Source organism: Pedobacter cryoconitis (assembly GCF_014200605.1).
In the GTDB taxonomy this organism is placed as follows: Bacteria; Bacteroidota; Bacteroidia; order Sphingobacteriales; family Sphingobacteriaceae; genus Pedobacter; species Pedobacter cryoconitis_B.
In genome coordinates, this window is record NZ_JACHCE010000011.1 from 189,761 (window position 1) to 204,138 (window position 14,378).

Below are 14,378 nucleotides of genomic sequence, written 5' to 3' on the forward strand. Positions count from 1 at the left end.
GGATCGATTTTTCTATCATCACATAGAGAACCAGGTTTTTGTACCATAATCCCTGGTTCTTATTTCAGATGATTAATAAATTATGCTGGATATATGCGTATGATAAGAAAATACCTGCTATTTAACCTGGCTTATGCACTGCTATTTATAATGGTGCTGGTCTCCGGATACAAGCAATATTCGCTTTTAAACTACGGTTTGATCCCATGCATTACGCTGGCATTACTCGTGTTTTTCTGCTTAACCACAAGATTAAGCGGTCGTTTCCATCAAAGGTTATTTACAGGTTTGGTTTTCGCCCTTACCGGCAGTACATTGTTTCTGCTGAGGGGCTATGATCCTTCTTATTTTTCTTATGGACTTATCGCGTTCCTGGTTTGTCACCTGTTTTATATTGGTGCTTTCTACCTTGACTTTCGCTCTGCTCAGGAACTGGACAAAAAAGGGGCAAGGATTGCTATATTCAGTAGTGCCATAACTTTTACTGCTTTTTATTTCTATCTCAGGCCGCATTTAGGTACACTAAGGTTACCTGTATTAGCCTGTATTTTTATTGTTGCCCTGCTTATCATGATGGCGGCTTTCAGAAATCAGCGTGTCAACCAACTTAGCTTCAGGCTGATCCTTGCAGGTGTCCTGTTTTTTATTGGGGCTGATGCAATTTTAGCGCATGCTTACTTCATCAATTCTTTCAGAGCTTCCGATTTATTAATCAGTGCAGTTTATATGATTGCCCAGTACCTGATTGTAATGGGGGGTGCTGAACGTAAACTCATTAGGCCGTTAACTGCTGATTAATGTTTCTCCCTGTCCAGTATGATAAATTGCTGTACAAATCTTTCTCCTTTATCATCTACCAGGGTTAGGGTATGTTTACCTGGTGCCGGGCTCAGGCTCAGCTGATGCGTATGTGAAGTTGTCGCTACATATTCATCATCTATATGCCAGTAAATCCGGGCAGCAGGGTTTTTGTGGGTCGCTGTAAAAACTACCTTCCCTCTTTTGCCGTCAAATTCTAAAGGAATATAAATAGACGCATTGTTTTTAGGATAGATCATGTCCATCACATAATTATTACCTGCATCCGCACACCCTTGCTTAAAAGGAGGAAGAATTTTGTAGTCGCTATGTTTTACTTTATAATAGTATTCCATTGCCGGAGGGAGTATGAACCACGATTGGTGAACCATGTCGGCAGGGCTTACGCATTGATCCGTGACTCTGAAACTGGAACTCTGATCAAGGTGTATAATCTTATGATAAGGACAAACAGCCGTTTTTTCTCCGGCAAAAGGAACCAGCTCAAGCGCACGATCCGGACAATATTCACCAGCTTTATAACCACTTTCACGACAGACAAGAACTTTCTTTAGCTTAGTTTTTGGCGTTTCGAACCATTTTCCTGTTGGCAGTTGTCTGAAAATATCAAATAATACAGGTGCGGCAACATCAATACCCGTTAATCCGGGTCTGCCTTCTCCATCTGCATTGCCTACCCAAACACAAACCACATAGTCTGGGGTGAGGCCAATTGCCCATCCATCTCTGAAACCAAAACTTGTCCCTGTTTTCCAGGCTACCCGCTGTGCAGAAGAGAACTGTTCCCATAATCCTTCATCACCGGGGCGCATAACTTCTTCCATGGCATTGAATGTGCTCCATATGGAGCCATTATCCAAAAGTGCGTTGCGCTGAAGATCATTCTCATCCAGCTTTTCTGACGGCCTGTTTTGTACATAAAGGGGTGCATCATAGGCATGCGGATTATAATAACCTTTATAATCATTATATTGATTCAGTGACCTGGCCATTCCCATATAAGTTTTAGCAAGATCCCACATCGTAACTTCGCTGCCACCCAGAATCAGTGATAAACCATAATGACCGGCCGGTTGATTTAGTGTAGAAAAGCCTAGTTTTTTTAATTGATCATAAAACCTCGGATACTTATAAATTTGCAATAAACGGACCGCTGGTATATTGAGTGAGCGGCTTAAAGCACGATCAGCGGCTATTGCACCATCATAACCCAGGTCATAATTTTGTGGTGAATAATTACCTATTTGAGTTGGGATATCCGGAATTAAGGTTTTAGGAAGGATTAAACCATCGGTCAGCATACTTGCATATAACAAGGGCTTCAATGTACTTCCCGGACTTCGGGGAGCTTTAATCATGTCCACGTGACTTTCCAGTCCGGCATTTTCAGGCTGATAAATATTACCAGCATAAGCCATTACAGTCCCGTTTCTGACATTCAATACTAATGCCGCAATATTATCGATATCATTAGCCCTGTACCGGTTATTGTACCTTTTTAATAAGGCATTGATTTTTAACTGTAATGTTTCATCTAAAGTAGATCTTATCCTTGTTGAAGCAATTTTTAAACCTGCCCGTTCTTTCTTAAACCTGTTAAGCAGGTGAGGGGCATTTTGAGGCAATGGTCTTGGTTTGCCTGGTACGGGCTCCAATTTTGACAAATTAGCAGTAGCCTGATCTATGATTTTTAATTTAGCGAGCTGATCCAGCAGATTATTCCTTTTAGTAATCAGGCGGGTAATATTACGGCCCGGATGTACTAGCCCCGGACTGTTAGGTAAAACGGCCAGTGTAGCCATTTCTCCCCATGACAAGGATTGCGGATTACGGCCAAAATATCTCCAGGAAGCGGCTTCTAAACCGACCACATTACTTCCAAAAGGGGCATTGGCAGCATATAACTTAAGTATTTCCTTTTTTGAGCATCTAATTTCTAAACGCAGGGCCAAAACTATTTCGAATAGCTTTTGAGCTATCGTACGGTCTTGTCTGCGGCTCAGCCTGATAGTTTGCATAGTCAGTGTACTGCCGCCACTCACTATTCCTTTGGCACGAAAGTTTTGCCGAATAGCTCTGGCCATCGCTAAAATATCTACACCCGGATGTTTATAAAAGCGTTTATCCTCAAATGCAATGATACATTTTGCAAATTTGTCAGGGACAGTCTCAGCAGCAGGAAAACGCCATTGCCCATCTGCGGCAATGGCTGCATTCAAGAGTTCACCATTTGCAGCTTCTACCACATAAGAAGTGGGAGAAACAAATAGCCTGTCAGGTAAAACGAATAAAAACCAACACAATAACAGAAGTACTGCACCATCACCAATCAGTAGTTTTGATACCGGCTTTATTTTTATGCTCATCTTTTTATTTAATCACCTGCACCCATTTCCCATCTTGGGTCGCACTAATTGTATTGTTGTACATGGCCTCGCATTGAATTGCTGAAAGATAATATTTACCAATATAAGAAGCATTCAGCAATACTTTATAAGTTACAGTTTCATTCTCCCTCAAATTAAAATAGGTAAATACACGATCATCTCTCACATCTCTGTAAGTATAAGGAGATGAAGCAATGATACTTTCATTATCATTTACTCTGGTATTGATAATTTCCCAGCCAGAGGGGAATATTTGTGTAAGCGCCATCTGTTCATACAAGCCCATTTTACCGGGGTTTTTCAAGACCACTTCCGCATAGAAATCTAAACCTTGTTTTAACACAGAAGGATCTATTGGTTTTCCATTCAGTAATTTATAGCTTACAGACATATCCAGTATATCAGGATTATTAGGTTTAAAGTTATTCTGACCAGCAGCTGGTTGTCCATCCAGTATTAACCTGGCGAAAAGTACAGTCTGTCCATGATTGGTTAATATTGCTGTTTTCCCCTTGAAATTAATAGGTAAACTGCTTAAATACTGATTGCCATTGAATGCTCCTTTTTTGCCGTCCAGCTGATAAGTATAATTTAATTTAGCAGAAGCAGAATTCTGTCCGCAGAATTTAGCCACAGCCAATAAGCTATAAGCAGTAGTTTGTGTACTGTACCATGAATCTGTACCCAATTTTGCTGCCAGTGTTTGTAGAACCTGTGCTGCTTTTCCTTTTTGTCCCATCAATGTTAAAGTCTCCAGGATCATGGCTTCATCACGGCTGTCAGAACCATAAGTGCCCCCCAGCTGGGTATAAGGTTTAATGGTGACATCCAGGCCTTTAATCAGTGCATTTGCGGCAGATGCTTGTCCTGCAAGCTGATAAGCCGCTGCAAGCCGCCATTTAGCACTAACTGATAAATATTCAAATGCACGTAATCTGTTCATTGCTGCCATTTCCGGTTTACGGGCAAGCGCTAAAACATACAGACGGTAAGCTTGTGAAAGATCACCACCATAAAAATTATTGCTGTTAGGAACCCAGCTGCCCGCTTTACCTTTAAGATAACGTAATACCTCATCCAGCATGCCTACCGGAATATTATAGCCGCTGTTTTGAGCTTCTACCAGGAAATGACCTGCATAATTTGTTCCCCATTCATCAGCCGCAGGCTCACCAGGCCAGTAAGCCAATCCACCTTCAGGGGTTTGGAAAGAGCGTAACCGGTTAATTCCAGCTTTGATATTTCTGTCTGTCTGAGCTTTCTGCTGTTCAGTCAGCGGGCTTAATTTATTCAGGAACAATTGCGGAAAAACAGCAGAAGTGGTTTGCTCTACACAGCCATGAGGGTACTGCATTAAATAACCCAATCTTTTTTTAAGATTAACAGGAGGGATAGCGGATAATTCTACACTGCCAGAATTACTTCCTGCTATACCTAAGGGCAGATAATTTGTTGTCCAGCTTTGTCCAGGCTGAATAATTGCAGAAATTACATTCGTCACGTAAGGATTCGGATTTCTGATATCAACTTCAAGGTCATACACTGCTTTTTCAGCACCGCTTTGTGCTACAATTTTTACTTTAGCAATTCCTGTCATCTGTGGTACCGTGACTTCAAAATAAGCCATTTGTTCGCCCGGTTGTGCATAAGTCAGTTGTCTGGTTTTAAGTCCTGAGACCTGCAAATTCTGTGTTTGCAGTTGTACAGCAACATTTTTAAGGTTTTTCTCTGTTGCAAATACAGTGACTGGTAAAATGAAACTCTCTCCCGGTCCGATTACTCTTGGCAGAGTAGCCAGGACCATTAATGGTTTTTTCACCTGAACAGATTTTTCAGCAGCACCATAAGCCCCGTCTTGTCCGGCAATAACCATTGCCCGTACAGCACCAATATATTGTGGTAATTTAAATTTGTGTGTTTGACTGCCACCTTTTCCCAAAGCAAAAGGTCCCATGTATTTCACCACAGCGGTAAACCTGTTTGCCTTAGCCGGATTCAGATTACGGTTTACACTGCCATCACCCCCAATACTTAAGATACGTTCCAGATTCCCACCCCATGCGCCTAATACATAGTCAAAAAGATCCCATGTTTTTACACCAAGACCTTCACGTGCGTAGAATACTGCATGTGGATCGGGTGTTTTAAATCGCGTTAAATCTAATAATCCTTCATCTACAAGCGCAATTGTATAAGTCATTGCTTTTCCATTCTGCTCAGAAACAGTAATTGTGTTTTCTGTCTCCGGCTTAATTTTGTCAGCCATTTTAATCACAGGCTTTAATATCGTTTCAGGATCTTCAATAATTAAAGGAATCGCGCCATACATCCTTATCGGAAGATCATTCACTGTTTGCGCATGCGGCTGTAATAAAGTCACATTGGCAAATACGTTAGGGGCCATGTTTTTCTCTGCTTTGAATTTAAACTGAGTCTGTCCCTTTTTAGTATCTGTCCAATAGGTTTTTAATACCCGGCTGCCATTCTCAATAGAAATTAAAGCTCTTCCATTTTCACCGGTTGGTATAGTTAACACGACCTCTTCGCCTACATTGAATTTAGTTTTATTAGCTGTGAAGGAAAGCATAGAAGCTTCTGTAGGATTGGAAGATTGTTCGCGCTGTGCCCATCCCGGCCAGTCTGCATAAACAGATTTTCCCGTTACATGGCCACCATTTAAATCACGGACCAGCACAAGGTAACGTCCCCATTCAGGTTCATTGATGCGTAAGGTCCAGTTGCCCTTACCATTTTGCAAAACCACATTTTCTTTCTGAATTAACTTATTATATTCATTCTGCGTGAAATTGGCGAAAGAATTTTGTGTATCCTGTTCCCACCACCAGCGCCATTGTACTTTATACAATTCTACCTGAACGGTTTTAGAACCGCTCAGTAGTTTACCATCCCGGTTTACGTTCACGATAGAGAAGTTATGATCTTTACCGGTCATCAGCATTCCACTTAGTTTTTCTCCTTCTGGTGCCTTGATACCATAGTAATTGGTAAATACATGGTAGGGGATAGAAAAATTATCAATACTGAAATTTCCTCCGGCCTCAAATACTTTGGTCGTAAAATTAGCTTTTAACACACCTGGTGCAGTCGCATTATCATTCAGATTTGTATTCACAGCTGCCATTCCGCTTTCATTTAACCTGCCTTCAAATATGGTCTTGACCTGTGAGACGAAATTTACAGTCGGATTATCAAAATTGTAACCATCAAAACCAGGGAATGTCGTTTTCATTGTATTAAGGTTTACATCCACTTTGGCTTTCAGGTTTTTCCCAACTGCACCAAATAGCCAGTTTGCAGAAAGGGTGGCAGTAGCTGTTGCACCTGTACCCAAATATTTGCGGCTGCCAATATCAAAACCAATCTTCAGCCTGTTAGGCATAACGGTTTCAATTTTGATTGTTTTTTGAAACAGGGCTCCACCAGCTTTTACCTTAGCCGTCCAGTTTCCTGTCGGTGCAGTACTTTCTGTGGCTGTTTTGAAGGCATAAAATCCATTTAAAGCAGCACCGCTGATGGTTTTCTTAACCAGTTGTCCCTGTGGATTATATAGTTCAAAGGTAACCGGATAAGCAGCAGGGAGTTTTTTGAGTTTATCTTCCAGTATAAAAGATAAGAAGAGTGAATCTCCCGGTCTCCAAACACCGCGTTCTCCATAAATCAATCCTTTCAAACCATTTTGAACTACATCACCACTCACGTCAAAACGGCTCAGGGGCAGAGAATTTCCATCATCAAGTTTAAGATATCCCCGTTCGTCTCCATTTTTGGCAACAAGCAGAAAAGGTTTTCTTTTCAAGTCGAAAGAAGCCATACCATCGCCGTCAGTTTTTACGGTATGAATAACCTGGCGCTGATAATCTAATAATTCCAGTGTAACACCACTCAAACCTTTAGTAGTAAGCAGGTCAGTAGCAACGACCAGCATACTATTATCATTTCCTCTTTTGGCAATGAGCCCGATATTGGAAACCAAAAGATTTCTGCTGGCAAATTTATCACTTGTATAATAGGATGGGGTACAGGGGTTATCTTTATCGCTCCAGTTATAACCTGCTCCATAATAGTTATTATAGGTCTGCCAGAAATCATCATCTTCATCTATCTTTTCTCCATAATATCCATCTTCGCTATCCTCAGTTTCTGATTTTTCTTTAACACCCTGTGCACAATCCAGTATATTATAAGCCTGGCGGAAACTGAATGTAACCCTGTACATCGCACCGGGTTCAGCTTTAATGATCTTATCTAAATCAAGTACAAACCTGTTTTTCTTATGAAGATTGAGTGTTTTGTCTTCATCCAGACGGATTTTTTTCTGTAGCAGAGGTTTACCAACCCGTCTTAATTCATTTGCTTCCTTATAGTTATTGTTCTGGAAAAATTGTGGGATATTATTTTCATATACTTTAATAATCGTGACATCGACAGCTTTCAGGTTAACGGCTTCAAAAGGCAGGACCAGTTTTCCTGAATTTGGAAGTATTGTACCACTTCCTGCAATGGTCACCGTGGGCAACTTATTCTCAAATACAATATTTGCTGTCGTACTTGCGGTCAATGTGCGTTCATTGCTGTTGACAACACCTTTGTTTACCGTTAAGGTATAATTTCCAAGCAGCGGTTCGGGCGTGTAAATTTTGACCTGACTACCGTCGATGGTATACCTTAAATCAGAACCGTTACCCAGTGTAATCAAACCTGTTAAATCCTGTCCTATGCCTACAGGTTCGGAAAACTGTACCAATGCATAATCTTCCAGATTCTGTACTGCTTTTGTAGCCAGTACTTTAAATACACCATTAGCAGGTACAATTAATTTCTCTTCCCCTTTATTTTTGGCATCTATAGGATCACCAGACCACTTAAGATTAAGTTTCTCTTCATTTGATGTTTTCCTGATACTATCAATCAGGAAAGTAGAAGTGTTTTTCTGAGGGTTATGCTGCCATTTAATTTTTAGATGCTGATTAAAATCCAGCTCCAGACACTTTTCCAATAATTTAGGATCTTCTTCGTCGGCTGTACTGATTTCACCAGTCAGCTTCATATAAGCTAAAGAGGTATTATTTTGGGAAATTAATCCATGCTGATTTAAGACCAGTCCGGGATTAATGACCCTGAATTCAAAATCAAAATCTTCCAGATCTTTCTCTGTTTCGGTTACTTTACCCAGATTAAAAGTAGCTGTATAGGTTTTTCCGGATTCTAGTTTCTCCTCAGGTCTGAACTCTACCGTTTGGGCATCAATCCAAAAAGTTTTTCCTTTCACAGCAGGGGAGAAGCTGAATAAACTCCGTTCATCAGGTTTGCCAATTTCGCCCATCGTTTTCACCTGACTGGCAAGCTGGACCCTGATAAAGCTCTTTTTAGAGATGGTACCAGAAGTATATCCCTCAATATATTTAGCATAAGCCTGTTGATTTCCGGATAGCTTATGTTTTTTGAAAATAAAAAAAGCAGCTATTCCTATCAGAATAGCTGCAATTGAACCAATTAATATTGATTTTTTATTTTTGAAGAAGACGTTTTGTTCAGTATTCATATTTCCATGACAAAGTGATGTGAGGGAAAATACGAAAAATTATTGAACTGGAAATCTATTTAATCATTACGCCTGGTTTATTAATCAGCGGGATTCTTATCAGATTATCGTCCACTATACTTTCTGGCAGAAAGATGAATTTTTTATCATATATCGTACCGTCAATGTAATAACTCAGCCAATATTCATTGGTCAATCCAAAAACCTCTGTGTCTATAGCCTCAACTCCTTTAAAAGAGTTAGCAGGAATATCGCCTAAAAAATGGCGTAATATGGAAGTTTTCACTAATCTGCCATCCTTTTCACCATATCCTTTAGAGCTGATCAGCACATTGTCAATTTGCACATTTTTCAAATTGATCAGATAAACTGTCCAGTTTTTAACTTCTGGTGTTTCACTGATCAGCACGACTGCCATCGCAAGGTCTTCTACTATATTTTCCGGCAGGTCTTTCTTCATATTTTATTTCTTTTTTACTGGGGCTTTTTTCTTTGCAGGAGCTTTAGCTGCTGCACTTTTAGTTCCGGCAGCTTTAGTACCAGCCGCCTTTTTCTTCGTCGCCTTTGGCTCAAAAGCATTTGGTACCTGTTCAACAATTAGTTTTTTAACCTCTTCCAAAGAAAGTACAGCAAGGTCTTCTGGTGTGTATTTTTCTGAGGTAGCAGGGTTTTTACCCAGTTTAAGCATATCTTTTCCAAAACGGATGAAAGGTCCCCATCTGCCATTTTCGATTGCTATTTTATCTGCAGTCCATTGCTGAATAAATCTGTTGGCTTCTTTCTCTACCTTTTTAGAAATCAGTTCAGCGATATCACTATCAGATAATGCATCAAAGTTATAAGCTTTAGGTACATTGATAAAAAGGTCATTCCATTTAATAAACGGTCCGAAACGTCCGGTCCCTTTAGTTACAGGCAAGCCTTCATAGTGAGCTACGGGAGCATCGGCTGTGATCTTTTCTTCAATGATAACTATCGCGCGGCTCTGATCAACGGTTAGCGGATCTTCGTTTTTAGGAATAGAGATATAAGTCTCTCCCCATTTCACATAAGGTCCGAAACGGCCAACACCAACAGCAACTTCTTTATCTTTATAATTTTCAAGCTGGAAAGGTAATCTGAATTGCTCTAAAGCATCTTCAAGTGTAACCGTTGCAACTGATTGAGACTTCATCAGACTAGCATACTTTGGCTTTTCTTCGTCATCGTTCTGACCGATTTGTACCAGAGGGCCAAATTTACCAACCTTAGCGTAAACATTTTTACCACTTACCGGGTCAACACCCAATAAGCGTTCTCCATTCGCTCTGTCAGCAGTTTCAGTGGTAACTTCAACTTCTTTATGGAAAGGAGTATAAAAAGCGTGCAGCATTTTTGTCCAGTTCTGTAATCCCTGGGCAATCTCATCAAATTCCTTTTCTACTTTAGCAGTGAAATTAAAATCGACAATACCTTTAAAATGCTCTACCAGGAAATCATTTACGACTTCACCGATATCAGTAGGGAACAATTTAGCTTTCTCTGCACCGGTTATTTCCGTTTTAATATCTTTAGTTACCTGACCGTTTTCAAGCACAATTGAACCAAAAGAACGGCTGCGTCCATCACGATCTTCTTTCACTACATAACCACGATTCTGGATTGTTGAAATAGTAGGTGCATAAGTTGAAGGGCGGCCAATGCCAAGCTCTTCCAGTTTTTTAACCAGGCTTGCCTCGGTATATCTTGCCGGTGGACGGGAGAAACGCTCTGTTGCGTTCATTACGTTTAGAGACAGTTCCTGGCCATTAGCTAATGGAGGAAGAATATTTTCATTGTCTTTTTCTTCCACGTCATCATCATCACTCGATTCCAGGTAGACTTTAAGGAAACCATCAAATTTCATGACTTCACCTTCAGCTACCAGATTTTCGCTGCGTGTACTAACTGCAATTTGTGCTGTAGTTTTTTCAAACAAAGCCTCGCTCATCTGAGAAGCGATAGCACGTTTCCAGATAAGCTCATACAGACGTTGCTCAGAACTATCTCCTGTTACGGTATGCTGATCAAAGTAAGTAGGACGGATGGCCTCATGCGCTTCCTGAGCACCCGCCGATTTAGTTTTATACGTTCTTGGGTGATGATATTTTTGTCCGTAAGCAGAATTGATCTCATTTGCTGCAGCTGTTAAAGCTGTTTCAGATAAGTTTACAGAATCTGTTCTCATGTAAGTGATCTTTCCACTTTCATATAAACGCTGTGCAACCTGCATGGTACGTGATACCGGGAATCCCAGTTTCCTGGATGCTTCCTGTTGTAAAGTCGAAGTTGTAAAAGGGGCCGCAGGATTACGTTTGGCAGGTTTTGTTTCCAGGCTGCTGATTTTAAAACCGGCATTGATACAGTCGCGTACAAATTTCTCTGCATCTGCTTCCTGTTCAAATCGCTGAGGTAATTCTGCTTTCACAAATTCCCTTGCTTTTCCTGTGCTGAATCTCGCTGTAATTTTATAGGCAGCGGCAGCATTAAACTTATTTACTTCACGTTCTCTGTCTACAATAAGACGTACAGCTACTGATTGTACACGGCCGGCAGATAATGAAGGTTTCACTTTTTTCCATAATACAGGAGAAAGTTCGAAACCTACCAGGCGATCTAACACCCGTCTTGCCTGTTGTGCATTAACCAGGTTATAATCAATTGTTCTTGGAGATTCAATCGCTTTTAAAATCGCAGGCTTGGTGATCTCGTGAAAAACAATACGTTTAGTCTTGTTTTCTTTCAGTCCCAGCGTTTCGTATAAGTGCCAGGAAATTGCTTCCCCTTCACGGTCCTCATCGGAGGCGAGCCATACCATCTCGGCTTCCTTTGCTAATTTCTTAAGTTCAGCTACCACCTGCTTTTTATCGGCGGGTACTTCATAGGTTTGGGCGAAGTCATTCTCTGTATCTATTCCCATATCTCCTTTAACGAGGTCACGGATGTGTCCGTAACTTGATTTAACAAGGAAATCTTTACCCAAATACCCTTCTATTGTTTTTGCTTTCGCAGGTGATTCAACTATTAATAAATTTTTGGCCATCTAGAAGGTTTTTCTGCAAATAAAACTATAAATAAGCCTAAAATCAAAATTCTACCAAGAATAAATATCAAAAAGAATAATTCGGGTGTTGAAAATATTGCTCATTTCTTAAATCCAGAAGCTTAAATACAGCGTATTACAGATAGGAATCGATTAAGTTTACCTTCCTATTATATACGTGTAAAAAATTTGTACCTATATTCGTTGTAACATAAAATTTAAAACTATGAACACCCTACTTATTTTATTCAGTTTGTTATTTACACCACCGCAAAGTATTTACGATTTTACCTTTAAAACAATTGATGGTAAAGAGGTTAAGCTTTCGAAGTTCAAGGGTAAAAAGATTCTGATTGTGAACACAGCTTCTAAATGCGGATATACCCCTCAATACGAAGACCTGGAAAAATTACATCAGAAATATGGTAAGGATGTAGTCCTTATTGGTTTTCCTGCAGGTAATTTTGGCGGACAGGAACTGGCTACCAATTCAGAGATACAGGATTTCTGTAAAAAGAATTTTGGCGTTACCTTTTTATTAAGTGAAAAAGTGAGTGTAAAAGGAAATGACATTAATCCGATTTTCAAATACCTGACTTCAGCAAGTAATTCTGATTTTACAGGAGATATCAAATGGAATTTCGAGAAATTCCTGATTAATGAAAAAGGAGAGCTGGTTCACCGTTTCCGTTCTCAGGTTACCCCGTTAAGCGCTGAGCTGACTAAAAACTTGTAACAATTGCTATACAAAGCCCCTAAAGGCTATTTATACAGCATTCAGAGAAATCTTTTAACCGGGATTTCTCTTTTTTTTACCGCTGAATGCTGTGCATTTGATTTACATTTGCAACTTAATTACAACTATGCAAAATTCAGTACAACTCAGGACGGTTAGTTTTATTCTGGGTTCCATTTTTTTAAGCTCATGCAGCAGCAATTATCAACTCGTTAAATCAAATCGTGCAGAATATGCAGTGACGAAAGATGTAGCAGCAGACAGTTCGATTATCCGCACTTATCAGCCTTATAAATTGAAACTTGATTCACAAATGAATGAGGTTTTGGGTTATTCAGAAAACGAGCTGACTAAAAAAATCGTTGGAGGAGAATCTTCATTAGGGAACTTTTTTTCTGATGCTGCCCTGTTCGAAGCCAGGAAAACAGATCCGCAAATTGATTTCACTATGCCGAGTACAAATGGCGGATTACGTAACGATTTGCCTTTAGGCGCTATCACCTTATCCAATGTTTTTGAGTTGATGCCATTTGAGAATGAATTGATTGTTTTTGAAATCAAAGGGATAGAAGTTGAGTCTTTACTGAATTATATCGCACGTACAGGCGGACAGCCGGTTAGTGGGTTAACCATGAAAATTATAGCAGGCAAACCTGCTGATGTGATGATCAGCGGTCAATCATTTGACCGTACAAAAAACTATCATGTTCTGACTTCTGATTATATAGCAGGTGGCGGTGACGGCATCAGTAGTTTTAAAGACCCAATATCAAGTAAGGTATTAGGGCTTAAAATTCGTGATGCATTAATTAAGTATATCAAAGAGAGTAAGGAAAAAGGAAAAAAGATCAGTTCAAAATTAGACGGGAGGATGACCAATGATAAATCGTAGAAAATTCATAAAAACCGGGGGTATTGCAGCAGCAGCAACTGCTTTAAGTATACATTCTTTAGATGCTATTGCAAATGGAGGAATGAAACAGCTGACTATTTTACATACCAACGATGTGCATAGCCGGATTGAACCTTTTCCTATGGATGGTTCCCGTAATCAGGGGCTTGGTGGCGTAGCCCGCAGATCGGCCCTGATTAAAAAGATCAGAGCTGAACAGCCCAATGTTTTATTGCTGGATGCAGGAGATATTTTTCAGGGTACACCTTACTTTAATTTATATGGCGGAGAGCTTGAAATAAAGCTTATGAGCGATATGGGTTATGACGCAGCAACTATGGGGAACCATGATTTTGATAATGGGGTGGAAGGATTCTATAAACAGCTTCCGCATGCTAACTTTCCGATTCTGGTCAGCAATTACGATTTCTCAGATACTATTATGCATCAATCCACAAAACCGTTTAAGATCTTCAATAAAGGAGGTTTGAAAATAGGTGTTTTTGGAATTGGTATTGAACTCAAAGGACTGGTAGGAGAGAAGAACTACGGAAATACGATTTATCAGGATCCTGTTTTAAAAGCAAATGAAGTTGCAGGCTTATTGAAAAATGAGCATAAATGTGATCTAATTATATGTCTGTCTCACCTGGGATATAAATATTCAGATAACAAAGTCTCCGATCAGACACTGGCACAGAATAATGAGCATATCGATTTAATCATCGGTGGGCATACCCATACATTTATGGCTAAACCGCAGGACGTTAAAAATAAGGCAGGCAGAATAACCACAATTAACCAGGTCGGTTTCGCAGGGATAAACTTAGGCCGTATTGATTATTATTTTGAATCATACAGAGGAAAGAAGCTACTCACTTCTTCACCCTATATGATTTCAGATCAGCTGGATAGCTAAA

8 protein-coding genes are annotated in these 14,378 nt (G+C 40.0%); 4 read left to right on the forward strand and 4 right to left on the reverse strand.

Going from position 1 to position 14,378, the window contains the following annotated elements:
- The first annotated feature begins 93 nt into the window (after nucleotides 1–93).
- Nucleotides 94–798, forward strand: a complete 705-nt coding sequence (locus HDE68_RS24480; protein ID WP_260171858.1) for a lysoplasmalogenase — start codon at nucleotides 94–96, stop codon at nucleotides 796–798.
- On the opposite strand, the gene pbpC is transcribed toward HDE68_RS24480, so the two are convergent.
- From pbpC to topA, 4 genes are read right to left on the reverse strand one after another with little or no spacing between them, the layout of a single operon-like run.
- A complete protein-coding gene (gene pbpC / locus HDE68_RS24485) occupies nucleotides 795–3,185 on the reverse strand; it encodes a penicillin-binding protein 1C (protein ID WP_183885006.1) in 2,391 nt (796 codons plus the stop codon). The genes HDE68_RS24480 and pbpC overlap by 4 nt on opposite strands.
- 4 nt (nucleotides 3,186–3,189) lie before the next feature.
- A complete protein-coding gene (locus HDE68_RS24490; RefSeq protein WP_183885008.1) occupies nucleotides 3,190–8,769 on the reverse strand; it encodes an alpha-2-macroglobulin family protein in 5,580 nt (1,859 codons plus the stop codon).
- 55 nt (nucleotides 8,770–8,824) lie between these two features.
- Nucleotides 8,825–9,229 (reverse strand): hypothetical protein, encoded by a 405-nt coding sequence (locus tag HDE68_RS24495; protein WP_183885009.1) that lies wholly within the window; start codon nucleotides 9,227–9,229, stop codon nucleotides 8,825–8,827.
- Nucleotides 9,230–9,232: 3 nt separating this feature from the next.
- Entirely contained in the window at nucleotides 9,233–11,830 is a 2,598-nt protein-coding gene (gene topA / locus HDE68_RS24500; RefSeq protein ID WP_183885011.1) for a type I DNA topoisomerase, read from the reverse strand.
- A gap of 226 nt (nucleotides 11,831–12,056) precedes the next feature.
- Here topA and HDE68_RS24505 point away from each other — a divergent pair, with 226 nt between their 5' ends.
- From HDE68_RS24505 to HDE68_RS24515, 3 genes are all read left to right on the forward strand, one after another.
- Entirely contained in the window at nucleotides 12,057–12,566 is a 510-nt protein-coding gene (locus HDE68_RS24505; RefSeq protein WP_183885013.1) for a glutathione peroxidase, read from the forward strand.
- 127 nt (nucleotides 12,567–12,693) lie between these two features.
- On the forward strand, nucleotides 12,694–13,458 hold the full coding sequence (locus tag HDE68_RS24510) for a 5'-nucleotidase C-terminal domain-containing protein (protein WP_183885015.1): 765 nt from the start codon (nucleotides 12,694–12,696) through the stop codon (nucleotides 13,456–13,458).
- Nucleotides 13,445–14,377, forward strand: a complete 933-nt coding sequence (locus HDE68_RS24515; RefSeq protein WP_183885016.1) for a bifunctional metallophosphatase/5'-nucleotidase — start codon at nucleotides 13,445–13,447, stop codon at nucleotides 14,375–14,377. Before HDE68_RS24510 ends, HDE68_RS24515 begins: the two co-directional genes overlap by 14 nt.
- The last annotated feature ends 1 nt before the right edge of the window (nucleotide 14,378 follow it).